Below are 13,182 nucleotides of genomic sequence, written 5' to 3'. Positions count from 1 at the left end.
ATCCAATTCAGTCCTTTTTTCGTTTTTGCTCTTTTTTTAGTGTAGAATAGAAACAAATGGAGGTTGGAAGATGGATAAAACGAGTCCGATCGGTGTGTTCGATTCAGGATTAGGCGGGATCAGTGTCCTTGCGGAAATACATAAGCAGCTTCCTCATGAAGATCTGCTCTATATTGGGGATTCGATCCACAATCCTTATGGCATAAAGAGCGAAGAAGAGCTGCTTTCTTTATGTCTTGCGATCTGTGATGAGCTCATGGAAGCAAACGTAAAGATGATCGTGATCGCATGCAATACGGCAACGAGCGCTTGTGTCAATACATTACGAAAAAAATACCCGATCGATATTGTGGGTATGGAGCCAGCCCTCAAGGTGGCTGCCGATCAAGATCCAAAGCAGTCGATCGCGGTCTGGGCGACGGACTTCACGCTGAAAGAAAAGAAATTTGCAGACTTGATGGATCGATTCAAAGATTCTCATACGATCTATAAGGTGCCTTCTCCGCAGCTTGTTCGTCTAGTGGAAGAAGATCGATTGTCGGATGAAGAAGCTGTCGATCAAGCGCTCGAGGATTCTCTAGCGCGCTCCCATCAAGCAGATTCGATCGTCCTTGGCTGCACGCATTTTGTTTTTTATAAAGAGCATCTTAAAAAGAAGCTGCCAGATACGATCAGCATTTTAGACGGAAACGAAGGAACGGCTCACCACGTCCGATATCTTCTCGAAGAAAAGGGTTTATTGAATTGTGAGGGAGGTTCGATCGAATGGCGGAACACGATGCCAGAAAAGATCGAACAGTCCAAACAGCTTTACCAAAGAATGGAGGAATCACAATGAGTAACGCTTGGAAAACATATTTACCACAACAAAAACAGGATGTTATGGATTTTAACGACATGTATATCCGTTTTATATCGAAAGGAAAGACGGAACGCCGATGTGTCGATCAAATCATTGAATTAGCCGAAGGTCTAGGCTATCGAAATATGAATGAGATCATCTACAACAAAGAATCTCTCAAGCCGCAAGATAAAGTGTATTTTAACATGATGGGAAAATCCATCGTCCTTGTTCATCTAGGAGAAGAGGATCTTGAACGAGGAATGAATATATTAGGTGCGCATATTGATTCTCCTCGATTGGATCTAAAACAGCATCCGCTCTACGAACAAGATGGACTTGCCTACTTCGATACCCATTATTATGGAGGGATCAAAAAGTATCAATGGCTTACGCTGCCTCTTGCGATGTATGGAGTGGTCGTTTTAAAAGATGGAACGAGTATCGACGTAGAAATTGGAGAACATGATTCAGACCCTGTGTTCGTGATCACCGATCTTTTGCCGCATCTTGCCTCGGATCAAATGGAGAAAAGCGCTTCAAAATTCGTAGAGGGGGATTCTCTCGATCTGATCGTCGGCTCGATCCCAGAAGATGATCAAGAAAAAGAAGCGGTAAAAAAGAATGTGTTACGCATTTTAAAAGACAGCTATGGCATTGATGAAGAAGACTTCGTATCCGCAGAGCTCGAGATCGTGCCGCAAGGGAAAGCGAGAACGTGCGGTCTGGATCGAAGCATGGTCCTAGGCTATGGACAAGACGATCGCGTATGCGCCTATACCGCTTTGATGGCTATGCTTGAACAAGAAAATCTACAACGCACGGCCGCTTTACTGTTGGTCGATAAAGAAGAGATCGGCAGTGTAGGCGCTACAGGAATGCATGGACGATTCTTTGAAAACTTTATCGCGGAGATCTTTGAAGCGATGGGGCAAGCATCCGATCTCAAGGTGCGAAGAGCTCTTCAAAATTCAGAAGCTCTCAGCAACGATGTCGTAGCCGCTCACGATCCAAATTATGCTTCTGTTTCGAGTCCGCATGAAAATATGGCTCAATTTGGACACGGGTTGTGTTTTGCGAAATATACCGGTTCAAGAGGCAAAGGAGGAAGCAATGACGCCAATCCTGAATATATTGCCAAGCTAAGAAAGATCTTTGATGAAAACGATGTGATATGGCAAACAAGCGAATTAGGAAAAGTCGATCAAGGCGGCGGGGGAACGATCGCCTACATCTTAGCCAACTACGGTATGGAAGTGATCGATTCAGGTGTTCCGCTCCAAAGCATGCATTCTCCTTTTGAATTGGCAAGCAAAGCGGATGTTTACGAAGCCAAAAAAGGCTACAGTGCTTTTTTGAAACACAATAAATAGAAAGAAGAATAGAGAAGCGATGAGTGAAACAGTAACATTAGTAGCAAGCGATCTTGATGGGACGCTGTTGAATAGTCAAAAGAAAGTGACGCCAGAAACGCGTGAAGCTCTCAAACAGTTAAAAAATCACGGAATCTTATTCGGGATCGCATCGGGAAGACCTGTCGAATCGGGGATCATTCTCGTAAAGGATTGGGGACTTGAAGACGATATTTCCTTTTTGATCGGGATGAATGGCGGAGTGATCTACGACATGCGAACGAAAGAAAAAGAACAATACCATTTGATGGATGGAGAGACGATCCTAGAAATCATGGAACACTACAAAGATATGGATGTGATCTTCCAAGTGATGGTGGGAAACGATCGTTATGTCAACAAGTCGACCGAAGAGACAAGAGCGCATGCCAAATTGTTTTGCGAAAATGAGATCTTGACCGACTTGGAAACATTCTTGAAAGGAAGAAAGGTCAATAAATTGATCTTATTTATCGATCCTTCTTATATGGACCAAGTCAAGGCGCGGGCCGCCACATTCTCTTCTGATCGATTCACAAGCTACGCGACCGCTGATAATTTATACGAATATACGGATCCGATGATCAATAAAGGGTTTGGGATCCAAAAAATTTGCGAACATTATGGAATCGATCCAGTGCATGTCGTCGCGTTTGGCGATGCACCAAACGATAAAGAGATGCTAGAGGATGTTGGATACGGTGTCGCGATGAAAAACGCGACCGAGGATGTGAAAGCGGTGGCGGATGTCGTTTCTTCGTATACGAACGATGAAGACGCTTTGGCCCATTTTGTGACGGATGAAATATTAAAAAACAATCCAGATCGATTGGAGAAGGACGCGAATGTCAAAGTGGGATGATACGTATATTCAGCTGTGCAAAGATATCCTTGCTCAAGGAGTCGAGGTAGAAAATCGAACCGGGATCAATTCGATCAAGCTGCCTTCCTATCATTTTCAAATCGATGTTTCAAAGGAATTTCCTATTTTGACGACAAAGCAGCTATTCATTCGCCAAGCGGCTTTGGAAATGTTGTGGATCTATCAGCAACAGTCCAACGATGTTCGTTGGCTGCAAGATCGCAATGTTCATATTTGGGATAAATGGGAAATCGATGAAAACGGAGATTGGATCAGTGAAGAAACGGGTGAGGTGCTCAAGCATTTTGATCCAAAATACGCTCACACGATTGGTACGGCTTATGGATATATCGTAAAAAAATATAAATTGATCGATCGTCTTTTGGATTCCTTGAAAAACGATCCGGAGGATCGTAGGCGTGTTGTTTCGTTATGGCAAGATGCGGAACTCGATAATGCGGTGCTTCCAAGCTGTGTATGGAGCACCGAATGGGATGTGACCAATGGAACATTAAACTTGCTTGTCCATCAAAGAAGCTGCGATGTTCCTTTAGGACTTCCTTTTAACGTGACTCAATATGCTCTTTTATTGAAAATGATCGCTCAAGTGTGCGGCTATCAAGCGGGCACGATTGACTGGTCGATCAAGGATGCTCATATTTATGTCAATCAAGTCGATGGGATCCGCGAACAAATCAAGAGATACGATGAGAACGGATCGCTTCCGGCGCCCATTTTATGGCTCAATCCGGATATCAAAGATTTTTACGCGTTTGATTCGAGCTTAGAATGTAAAGATTTTAAGCTGGAAAATTATTCTCATATGGGAAAGATCGCTTTTCCATTAACGCAATAGAGGGCAAATATGAAATTGGTTGAGATTGCGGCAATCGGAAAGAATCGTGAGCTTGGCAAAGAGAATCATATGATCTGGCACCTCCCGAAAGACTTGCGTTTTTTTAAAGAGACGACAAAAGGGCATCCGATCGTCATGGGACGAAAAACATTTGAATCTTTGCCAGGCAAGCTGCCAGGCCGTCATCATATCGTTTTAACGTCTCGTCTTTTCGATGATCCATCTGTAGAAACATTTTCTTCGATTTCCGCTTTTTTAGAAGCGTATCAAAAGAGAGAAGATACGATCTTTGTGATTGGTGGAGGCGAGATCTATCGTCAAATGCTTCCCTATGCCGATCAATTGATTCTGACAGAAGTCGAAGCTTCCTGCGAAGAAGCGGAAGTGTATTTTCCAAAATTCGATCCAAATGATTATGAAAGTAAAGCTTTAAGCGAACAAATCGACGAAGGTTATAAGACAAAGCACGTCTTATATACTAAAAAGAAAGGGTGATAAAGTATGGTCATGATGAATCGAGAAATGTATGAAAAGCGCATGAAAGATGAGAAAGAAAAAAGGGAGCTCGTCAAGAACGATCCGTATCGTTTGGCGTATCATATTCAACCGCCAATGGGCTGGCTGAACGATCCGAACGGTTTATGTCAGATCGATGGAACGTATCATATTTATTATCAATATTCTCCTTTTGAACCGAAAGGCGGAACGAAGCTATGGGGCCATTATACGACGAAGGATTTTATTCGTTTCCAAGAGCATGAACCGTTCTTGTTCGCGGATACGAGAGCGGATGAAAGAGGCGTCTATAGTGGATCCGCATTTGTGGAAGATGGAACGATTTATTTCTTCTACACTGGAAATGTAAAGCTTTTTGATCGCGATGATTATGACTACTGCAACAATGGAAGAGAGCAGAATACAATATTGGTGACGAGCCAAGATGGCTTCCATCATACCGAAAAGGAGTGGCTCTTAAAGAATTCGGATTATCCGCAAGATATGTCGACCCACGTACGAGATCCAAAGATCTTGAAAAGAAAAGATACGTATTATATGGTGTTAGGCGCTCGAGATCAAGATTCGCATGGACTTCTATTGATCTATTCTTCGAAGGATCTGCGTCATTGGTCTTTGTTCGACCGACTTTCGATTCCTGATTTTGGATATATGTGGGAATGTCCTGACTTGTTTGAATTGGATGGAGAGTTGTTTCTCGTCTTTTCTCCTCAAGGACTAGAAGCCCAAGGCTTAGAGTATCGAAATGTTTACCAAACGGGATATTGTAAGCTGGAACTCGATTTTGATACAATGGAATATCAATTTGGTCCGTTTATCGAGCTAGATCGCGGCTTTGATTATTATGCCCCTCAAAGCTTTTTGGATGAACAAGGAAGGCGGATCCAGTTTGGATGGATGGGGATGGGCGATGCCCCTTATACGAATGAGCCCACTCTAAAATATGAATGGCAGCATGCCTTTACAATCCCTCGGCAATTACGCGCCAAAGAGGGGCGGCTCTATCAAACACCATTGAAGGAGCTAGAAGCGTTGCGAAACGAAAAGAAAGAGTTTTCTTTTGAGAATTTCTCGTATGCGCCAGAAACGAAGCAATTTGAATTGGATATTCATTTTGATCATTCAAAGCCTTTCGTGCTTCATTTGAACGAAGATATCCAGCTTTCTTTTGATGGAAGCATTCTTTCCTTATCGATGAAGGAGAGTGGCTACGGTCGAGATATGCGCGGTATTGAGTTAGATGCAATCGAGGATCTTCAAATTTTTATAGATGCCTCTTCGATCGAGATCTTTGTGAACGATGGATACACTGTTTTTTCTTCTAGAGCTTATCCAAAAGAGGGCTGGAAGCTTTCGTTAGAGACAGAAGCGAGAGGAACGATCGTTTATTATGCGCTCAATAAGATCGAAGTGAGCGATGGCGATTGAAAAAGAGCGCGCTTGCTTTAATGCGTATGTGCAAGGATTTGATTTAGAGCAGGATCAAAATCGGCTAAAGGTCATTCATACGATGCATGTCGTAAAGATCATGCAACAAATTGGGCGTTTTCTAAATCTTTCAGATCGAGAAATGGAAGTCGCGGAAACGATTGCCTTGTTTCATGATATTGGACGTTTTGAACAATTCAAAAGATACAATACATTTGTGGATCATCTAAGCGTTGATCATGCTGATCTAGGAAAAGAGATCCTAGAACGATCGGATTTTTTAGATCGGTTTTCTGGAAAGGAACAACAGCAGATCTTGATGGCGATTCAATTTCATAATAAATATGAATTGGTTCCTATGGATGAAAAGACGATCCAATATGCGAAGATGATTCGTGACGCGGATAAATGCGATATTTTGCGTGTTTTCGCGTTCGAACCGATCGAAAGCACGACGTCAACAAGCTATGAAAGCATTCAAAATGATGTGGTTTCTGAAGAAATCGAGGCGATGATCCATAACCATCAATGCATCGATAAAACGAAACGAAAAACAGGCTTGGATATTTGGATGACCTTTCTTGGATTTTTCTTTGATGTCAACTATCCGATCACAATGCGGATCATGAAAAAGCAAGGCTACTATCGGCTTCCTTTTGATCGGATCCGGTTTCGGCGCGCGCAAAAGCAGGTCGATTCTATTTTGAGCGAGATCGAAAACTATATAGCACGGAACAGTTAGTTCCGTGCTTTTTGCATATATTTCTCAATGAAACGTTTGAACATTTCTTGATAAGTTTCCTTCGCTAAAAAATATGATTGGGCATGGCCTGCTTGATCTACAAACAATGTTGCTTGTTCACGAGGACAAGCGTTGGAAATTTCTTGAGCCATAGGAAAAGGAACAAGGGGATCTTCTTTACCATGAACAATCAATAAAGGAACTTTTGAGTGTTTAACATGACTGAGAGGATCAAATTTCTTGAGCGAGCATCCTGTATGAAGTGTGAAATCTTTTGCGAGAAAAAGGGCGGTGAGCTTAGGAAGCTTGGCGAGCTGGATCGTATCTTGAAGCTGTTGGAAGGCATTGGTATAGCCGCAGTCTTCCACGATAAAGCGGACTTGGCTAGGAACTTGATCGCATAGAGCCAACGCGCTAGCGGCTCCCATAGAGATTCCATGGATAGCGATCTCAATGTCTTTGCCGAAATGTTCGATCAGCCAATAGACCCAATCGAGAAGGTCCCTGCTTTCAAGGATCCCGAAGGTGATCGTTTTTCCCTCGCTGTGGCCATGGGCTTGATGATCGACGATAAGGACATTTAGATCTTGCTGGATATAAAAGGGAAGAAAAGGTGCAAATTCATGTATGCCTGTCGTCTTATAGCCATGGGAGCAAAGAATAAATTTTTGGCTGGGATCCTTGCTTGGAAAGAAAGTGGCGTATAATCGATCGCCATTGGGATTGATGCGATGGAAAGTTTCGAAACAATCTTGTTGGACTTTCTTTTCAGCTTCGATTTTTAGTTTTTCGATCTTGTCTACATTAGGCATAGGGGCTTGTTTTTTGTTTTTGACTTCAAATGGTTTTGCGTTTCGATCAAAGACATAGCGATAGGCTTTCTCGCTGAGGATTGCAAGCGAAACGAGAAAGGATGCAGAAAGGATCGTTTTTGTTTTTTTCTTCATACTCTTATTGTAGAATGTTGATCTTTTATTTCAATTTAGATACAAAAAAAACGCAGCTCCATGGCTGCGGTCCTGGTGTATTATGTATTCTATTCTTGCAATTAGCGAATTGGTGGCTTTCCAGCGAGAACAAATACATAAGAAGAATTGCTGTTATTGTTCATCTTGATTTCCTCCATTGACTTTTTACATCTTCAATATATATGGTCTTTTTTTAGAAATCAAGGCTTTTTATTCATTTTTTTAATTTTCTTTTTGTATACAACACTTGTACATAAATCGTATACAAAGTGATATATGTTTACATAGAGTAGACAATTAAAGAAAAATTATGTAGATTTGTGGAAAGTGTATCGTTTTCTTTTCATTGTAAGAAAAATGGGATTTACAAGGATCTTCCATGAATTTTTCATAAGAAAATTTGTTGTACATTGCAACAATTGCTCTTAGAAAAGAGGTTATTCTATAGAATTAATTATTTGGAAAATTAGTAATTTCGGTTTATAATTTAAAAAAGTTTAATATTAGAAAGAAAGTTAAGAGATATGAAAATAAAGAAAGGTAACCGAATGCTCCATGTCGCGCTGTCCTGCGGGATTTCTTTAAATCTTGTCCCAAGCTTAGCGGTGGCCGCCAACACGGAAATGGAAGATCCAACGCCAATCGTGGAAGAAGATATGAAAAAAGAAACAGGCGATCTAGGAGCAGACACGACAACAAGCACAGAAACAACGACGCCTCCTTCAACGAAAGGAGATGTTCAGGAGCCAAGCGTTCCTATATCCCCAGAAACGCCATCCACGCCTGAAAAGCCAGAAACGCCTGAAGAAGAGCCAGGACAAGAAGAGGGCGAGGAAAAGCCAGATAGGCCAGAAGAAGAAATAAAGCCGGAAGAAACGATCAAACCGGAAGAAACGGTCAAACCGGAGGAAACGATCAAGCCAGAGGAAATGAAGCCGGTCGTGGATTCGAATAAACAAACGAGTGTTTTGCCTTCTGAGAAAGTAGATGTCAACAAACCGCAAGAGACGAAGCCTACGATCTCGTATGAAAAGAATACATGGTATCATCCTACCGATCTGCTTGCGAAAGGGTATGCCGGAAATTTGAAGAAGGCGATGAAGCTCGACGATTTTATGACGAGCAATCTCAATGATTTTTTAGGCAATGGGAATCCGTTCATGGTCGGTCAATGCACGTGGTTCGCTTGGGCACGCTTCCATCAAGTGTATGGTTTTGATAGTGGCGCGCGTGGAAATGGAAAGACGAATGCGATCGAGATCGTGCGAGCCCATTCGGACAAGTTTGAATTAAGCAGCACGCCAGCGGCTGGCGCGACATTCAGTATGGAACGGAATACGCTCATGCCACAATATGGACATGTAGGCTTCGTGGAAGCCTTTGATGGAGAATATTTATGGATCTCCGAAGGAAACGTCATGTTCAATGGAAAAGGCGGAAATATTTGGGTCCATAAAGTGCGCTGGGAAGATTATAAAAACGCTTATCCGGATATCGTGTTCGCGATCCCGAAAAAAGGAGTTTGCGATCTTGAAGAAACATCTTCAAAGGACGAGCCGGTAAAAGCAAAACCCGTCGAAATGAAAAGAGTCACCAGAAAGAAAAAAATGAGCCGGGCTATGGCCCATCGCACGGAAAAAATGGAAAAATAGAGAAAGAGCGAATTTTTCGCTCTTTTTATCTTGTTTCTGATCCTTATCTATGTTATTATTTCTAAGCAAATCAAGGACCCTTAGCTCAGTTGGCAGAGCAACTGACTCTTAATCAGTGGGTCTAGGGTTCGAATCCCTAAGGGTCCACCATTTTTGAAATCGAAGAACCAGGCATGGTTCTTTTTTTTGTTTTCCTATTGCATCCTCTTTGGGATTGTGGTATAGTCGTAAAGTAAAGAAATGGAAAGATAGAAGCACCCCTTCTCACCCGATATATGATAGATATATGGGTCAATGGCCAATTCGTTTTCGATTTGAACGTAAATCAATGGGTGCCTTTGTGTACCCATTTTCTTTTTATGAAAGGTAGGTATCGTATATCAATAACAGAAAAGTTGCCCCAAACAATGTCAATGATGATCTTTTTAACGAAAAAATCCCGTTTAGAGAACTTCTTGTCATTGATTCGGATGGAAAACAGTTAGGAGTTTTATCAAAGAGAGAAGCATTGGACATCGCGTATCGTCAAAATCTCGATTTATTGTGTGTAGCTCCTAAGGCTCGTCCGGCTGTATGTAAGATCTTAGATTATGGCCGTTACCATTTTGAACAGCAGAAAAAAGCGAAGGAAGCGAAACGTAAACAACATACCGTTGAAATCAAAGCTCTACGTTTATCGCCGATCATCGATACGCATGATTTTGAAACGAAAGTTCGTCAAACGAAAAAATGGATCGAGTCGGGCATGAAAGTAAAGATTGATATGAGATTCCGCGGACGCATGATGACTCGCCAAGAAGTTGGAAAACAAATCATGAATCAATTCTTGGATGAAGTGAAAGACATCGCAGCGATCGAAAAAAGACCATCGCTTGAAGGAAACACCATGTCCACGGTGTTGGCGCCAAAAAAGAAATAAGAAGGGTAGGAGGAATTAAGTATGCCTAAACAAAAAAGTCATAGAGGATTAGCTAAGCGCGTTAAGATCACAGGATCGGGAAAAGTTAAGAGATCCCATGCTTACACGTCTCATCGTTTCCACGGTAAAACGAAGAAACAACGTCGTCATTTGGCGAAACCAGGATTGCTGAGCAGCACTGACTACAAACGTATCAAGGAAATGTTGAAGTAATATAAAGGGAGGAACACACAATGGCAAGAGTTAAAGGTGGTACTGTAAGCCGCAGAAGAAGAAAAAAGATATTAAAGCTAGCAAAAGGGTATTTTGGTTCGAAACATACTCTTTATAAAACTGCCAATGAGCAAGTCATGCATTCATTCAAGTATGCGTACAATGACCGTCGCAAATTGAAAGGAAATATGCGCAAGATCTGGATCACTCGTATCAACGCAGCTGCGCATATGCATGATCTTTCTTATTCGCGTCTTATGCATGGATTAAAGCTTGCGAACGTGGAAATCAACAGAAAGATGCTTTCTGAAATGGCGATCCACGATGCTGAATCGTTCGCAAAAATTTGCGAAGAAGCAAAAAACGCGATCGCAAACGCGTAATCGAAACCAATCAAACACCGTAATTGAGCGGTGTTTTTTTTTGTTTTATGCGATTTTTCATCAAGTAGAAAAGTTTTTCTTTTGCTTGTTTTTATTTTTCTGATAGACTAACGGTATGATTGGAATTTTAACAGAGAAAGCAAGCGCAGCGAACAACTTCGCCAAAGCGCTTGGTGGAAAAGAAGGAACATATAACGGAGAACACTATAGGATCACTCATGCCCGCGGACATCTCTATGAACTTTATGATCCATATGAACAAGTCCAAGACGATCTGAAAAAGAAATATAGATCCTGGAAGACAGAGCATCTTCCTTGGAAACGCGAAGATTTCGAATGGAAGAAGAAACAAACGAAAGAAGCGTCTGACATCCTCAAACAAATAAAAAAGGATCTAAGTGATTGTGAAGAATTGATCATTGCGACCGACGATGACCCTTCTGGAGAAGGAGAGCTTCTCGCGTGGGAAATCATCGATGGCTTGAATCTCAAGCCAAAAAAAATTTCGAGAATGTATTTTGTCGACGAAAGCAAATCTTCGATCCAAAAGGCGTTTAAAGAGCGTAAACCGCTTGAAAATAAAGAAACCGACTTAGATTATGTCAAAGCAGATTTCCGCTCAAAATGGGACTATTTATCCATGCAGTTCACTAGGATTGCCACAGCCAATGGTGACGGAAAGTCCGTTCTTAGGCAAGGCAGGCTCAAATCCGCGATGGTCAAAATGGTCGGCGACCAGCTGAAGAAAGTGGAAAGCTACAAAAAAGAACCCTTTTATGAACTTCGCTTCAAAGACGAAAACGGAAATGTATTCTCTAATTCAAAAGCCGAGAAATTCAAGACACCTGAAGAAGTTGATATCGATTTGGAAAATAGCGCTGTCATCGTTGATTCGACGACGATGAAAAAGACAAAACCCCCTCAGCTGCTCGACTTAGCTGGCCTTTCAGCACAGCTCTCTTCTCAAGGCTTGAAAGCGAGAACTGTCTTATCGACCTACCAAAAGATGTATGAAGATCAAATCGTTTCTTATCCAAGAACGGAAGATAAGAATATTACCCCAGAGCAATTCCAAGAACTCCTTCCTTTAGCGGATGCGATCGCGGACCTAGTTGGCGTAAAAAAAGAACTCTTGACCTATCGAAAATCAAGAGCGAGCCACGTTAAACCGAAAGGAGCCCATGGGGCCAATCGACCAGGCCCGAATGTACCTGCTTCCTTAGAGAGTTTGCGAAAATATGGACCAGGCGCCGAGAAGATCTATAAGCTGCTTGCGAAGAACTTTTTAGCGATGCTCGCCGAAGACTATGAATACGAGCAGCAAAAAGGACATCTCGAAAAGTATCCGAACTATAAAGCGATAGCGAACATCCCGAAGAAAAAAGGCTGGAAAGCTGTGTATGATTCGGATGCCGAAGAACAAGACGAAAATACGAAAAAGCTTGGAAAGGAAGCAGCGCCATTCACTTATGAAGGCTTCCCTCCAAAACCGGTGGCTCCAACGATGAAATGGCTCATGAAGCAGCTCGCGAAACGGGAAGTAGGTACAGGTGCTACTCGTACAAGCATTTATGCGGACGTGACCAACGCGAATACGCGCTTTCCGCTTCTCGTTGAGAATCGCGGGAAATTATCGATGAGCGATTATGGTCAAATGTCGTATCAGCTTTTAGCTGGAACCAATATTGGCGATTTAAAAATGACCGAACAGCTCGTCAAACAAATGCATGAAGTCGGTCAAGGGAAATCCGATCCAAACGCGTTTTTAGACCAAATGGAGCAGCTTGTTTTGGAAGACCTCGATCAAATGAATAAAAATGGGAAAAAGATCGTCCATAAAACATACGAACGAAATCCAGATGATTATGAAAAAGCGGTGATCGATGGAAAAGAAGTCGAATTCAAAAAAGAATTCTCTGGAACGAGCTTTACGCCTGAACAGATCGAAGCGCTCAAGAATGGCGAAGAGATCGAGATCCAATTCACGAACAAAGCGGGCAAAGAAGTCAAGGCCCGAGGAAAGCTCGAAGCGCAAACGTATAAAAAACGGAAGTTTTATGGCTTCAAGCCAGAACAATATTTCAATTTAGATGGAACCCCGATCGTAGATGACACGGAATATGCGACCGGTGTCTGGAATGGAAAGAACGTCAAATTCAAACGCGTATTCTCGCAACATCGTTTCAGCGATGAAGAAGTGGAACGCCTTTTGAATGGCGAAGAGATCGAGTGTGAATTCATTTCTAAAAAAGGAAAACCGTTCAAAGCAAAAGGCCGTCTTCAAGATCAAGTGTTTTTAGGCCATTTCTTTTTTGGCTTCAAGATCCTCGAATTCGAAAAGAAACCACGAGCCACAAAAACTAAAAAACAAGAAAAAAAAGAAAAGTCTGCTTAGGCAGGCTTTTCGTTGT

The 13,182-nt window shown here is 42.1% G+C and carries 13 protein-coding genes and 1 tRNA gene; 13 read left to right on the top strand and 1 reads right to left on the bottom strand.

All coding sequences use genetic code 11. The annotated features are described in order from the left end of the window. Nucleotides 1-70 precede the first annotated feature (70 nt). The 7 genes from murI to BO225_RS04155 are packed head-to-tail and all read left to right on the top strand — an operon-like array spanning nucleotide 71 to nucleotide 6,636. On the top strand, nucleotides 71-838 hold the full coding sequence (gene murI / locus BO225_RS04185; protein ID WP_076341017.1) for a glutamate racemase: 768 nt from the start codon (nucleotides 71-73) through the stop codon (nucleotides 836-838). Continuing rightward, nucleotides 835-2,214 carry an aminopeptidase gene (locus BO225_RS04180; protein ID WP_076341016.1) on the top strand — a complete coding sequence of 460 codons (1,380 nt, stop codon included), beginning with the start codon at nucleotides 835-837 and terminating at the stop codon, nucleotides 2,212-2,214. Before murI ends, BO225_RS04180 begins: the two co-directional genes overlap by 4 nt. A gap of 19 nt (nucleotides 2,215-2,233) precedes the next feature. Next, on the top strand, nucleotides 2,234-3,094 hold the full coding sequence (locus BO225_RS04175; protein WP_076341015.1) for a Cof-type HAD-IIB family hydrolase: 861 nt from the start codon (nucleotides 2,234-2,236) through the stop codon (nucleotides 3,092-3,094). After that, nucleotides 3,078-3,950, top strand: a complete 873-nt coding sequence (gene thyA, locus BO225_RS04170) for a thymidylate synthase (protein ID WP_076341014.1) — start codon at nucleotides 3,078-3,080, stop codon at nucleotides 3,948-3,950. Before BO225_RS04175 ends, thyA begins: the two co-directional genes overlap by 17 nt. Before the next feature lie 9 nt (nucleotides 3,951-3,959). After that, complete coding sequence (locus BO225_RS04165) at nucleotides 3,960-4,445, top strand: dihydrofolate reductase (protein ID WP_076341013.1); 486 nt, start codon at nucleotides 3,960-3,962, stop codon at nucleotides 4,443-4,445. A gap of 6 nt (nucleotides 4,446-4,451) precedes the next feature. Further along, complete coding sequence (locus BO225_RS04160) at nucleotides 4,452-5,894, top strand: glycoside hydrolase family 32 protein (protein ID WP_198936097.1); 1,443 nt, start codon at nucleotides 4,452-4,454, stop codon at nucleotides 5,892-5,894. Then, nucleotides 5,884-6,636 carry an HD domain-containing protein gene (locus BO225_RS04155; RefSeq protein WP_076341012.1) on the top strand — a complete coding sequence of 251 codons (753 nt, stop codon included), beginning with the start codon at nucleotides 5,884-5,886 and terminating at the stop codon, nucleotides 6,634-6,636. The genes BO225_RS04160 and BO225_RS04155 overlap by 11 nt, the downstream gene beginning before the upstream one ends. Here the strand turns inward: BO225_RS04155 and BO225_RS04150 are convergent. After that, nucleotides 6,633-7,583 carry an alpha/beta hydrolase gene (locus BO225_RS04150; RefSeq protein WP_076341011.1) on the bottom strand — a complete coding sequence of 317 codons (951 nt, stop codon included), beginning with the start codon at nucleotides 7,581-7,583 and terminating at the stop codon, nucleotides 6,633-6,635. The genes BO225_RS04155 and BO225_RS04150 overlap by 4 nt on opposite strands. Before the next feature lie 545 nt (nucleotides 7,584-8,128). On the opposite strand from BO225_RS04150, the gene BO225_RS04145 reads away from it, so the two are divergent. From BO225_RS04145 to BO225_RS04120, 6 genes are all read left to right on the top strand, one after another. Continuing rightward, the gene (locus BO225_RS04145; protein WP_083632078.1) at nucleotides 8,129-9,256 is read left to right on the top strand and encodes a CHAP domain-containing protein; all 1,128 of its coding nucleotides are present in this window, start codon (nucleotides 8,129-8,131) and stop codon (nucleotides 9,254-9,256) included. 74 nt (nucleotides 9,257-9,330) lie between these two features. Continuing rightward, a tRNA-Lys gene (locus BO225_RS04140) sits at nucleotides 9,331-9,406 on the top strand. A 229-nt stretch (nucleotides 9,407-9,635) separates the two neighbouring features. Continuing rightward, complete coding sequence (gene infC, locus BO225_RS04135) at nucleotides 9,636-10,175, top strand: translation initiation factor IF-3 (RefSeq protein WP_076341009.1); 540 nt, start codon at nucleotides 9,636-9,638, stop codon at nucleotides 10,173-10,175. Nucleotides 10,176-10,196: 21 nt separating this feature from the next. After that, nucleotides 10,197-10,388, top strand: coding sequence for a 50S ribosomal protein L35 (gene rpmI, locus BO225_RS04130; protein WP_076341008.1), 192 nt, complete (start codon nucleotides 10,197-10,199; stop codon nucleotides 10,386-10,388). 20 nt (nucleotides 10,389-10,408) lie between these two features. Further along, nucleotides 10,409-10,771 carry a 50S ribosomal protein L20 gene (gene rplT / locus BO225_RS04125; protein ID WP_076341007.1) on the top strand — a complete coding sequence of 121 codons (363 nt, stop codon included), beginning with the start codon at nucleotides 10,409-10,411 and terminating at the stop codon, nucleotides 10,769-10,771. Between the two features lie 115 nt (nucleotides 10,772-10,886). Beyond that, complete coding sequence (locus BO225_RS04120; protein WP_076341006.1) at nucleotides 10,887-13,166, top strand: DNA topoisomerase; 2,280 nt, start codon at nucleotides 10,887-10,889, stop codon at nucleotides 13,164-13,166. The last annotated feature ends 16 nt before the right edge of the window (nucleotides 13,167-13,182 follow it).

Origin of the sequence: Dubosiella newyorkensis, assembly GCF_001945605.1 — a bacterium.
Lineage (GTDB): Bacteria > Bacillota_I > Bacilli_A > Erysipelotrichales > Erysipelotrichaceae > Dubosiella > Dubosiella newyorkensis.
The sequence above is the reverse complement of the archived record's forward strand: the minus strand, read 5'-3'. Positions and strand labels throughout refer to the sequence as shown.

Coding starts and splice junctions, on each gene's coding strand:
- BO225_RS04160 (WP_198936097.1), top strand. CDS start 4,452: ATGGTCATGATGAATCGAGAAATGTATGAAAAGCGCATGAAAGATGAG.
- BO225_RS04175 (WP_076341015.1), top strand. CDS start 2,234: ATGAGTGAAACAGTAACATTAGTAGCAAGCGATCTTGATGGGACGCTG.
- BO225_RS04165 (WP_076341013.1), top strand. CDS start 3,960: ATGAAATTGGTTGAGATTGCGGCAATCGGAAAGAATCGTGAGCTTGGC.
- thyA (WP_076341014.1), top strand. CDS start 3,078: ATGTCAAAGTGGGATGATACGTATATTCAGCTGTGCAAAGATATCCTT.
- rplT (WP_076341007.1), top strand. CDS start 10,409: ATGGCAAGAGTTAAAGGTGGTACTGTAAGCCGCAGAAGAAGAAAAAAG.
- BO225_RS04155 (WP_076341012.1), top strand. CDS start 5,884: ATGGCGATTGAAAAAGAGCGCGCTTGCTTTAATGCGTATGTGCAAGGA.
- BO225_RS04120 (WP_076341006.1), top strand. CDS start 10,887: ATGATTGGAATTTTAACAGAGAAAGCAAGCGCAGCGAACAACTTCGCC.
- BO225_RS04150 (WP_076341011.1), bottom strand. CDS start 7,583: ATGAAGAAAAAAACAAAAACGATCCTTTCTGCATCCTTTCTCGTTTCG.
- BO225_RS04145 (WP_083632078.1), top strand. CDS start 8,129: ATGAAAATAAAGAAAGGTAACCGAATGCTCCATGTCGCGCTGTCCTGC.
- BO225_RS04180 (WP_076341016.1), top strand. CDS start 835: ATGAGTAACGCTTGGAAAACATATTTACCACAACAAAAACAGGATGTT.
- murI (WP_076341017.1), top strand. CDS start 71: ATGGATAAAACGAGTCCGATCGGTGTGTTCGATTCAGGATTAGGCGGG.
- rpmI (WP_076341008.1), top strand. CDS start 10,197: ATGCCTAAACAAAAAAGTCATAGAGGATTAGCTAAGCGCGTTAAGATC.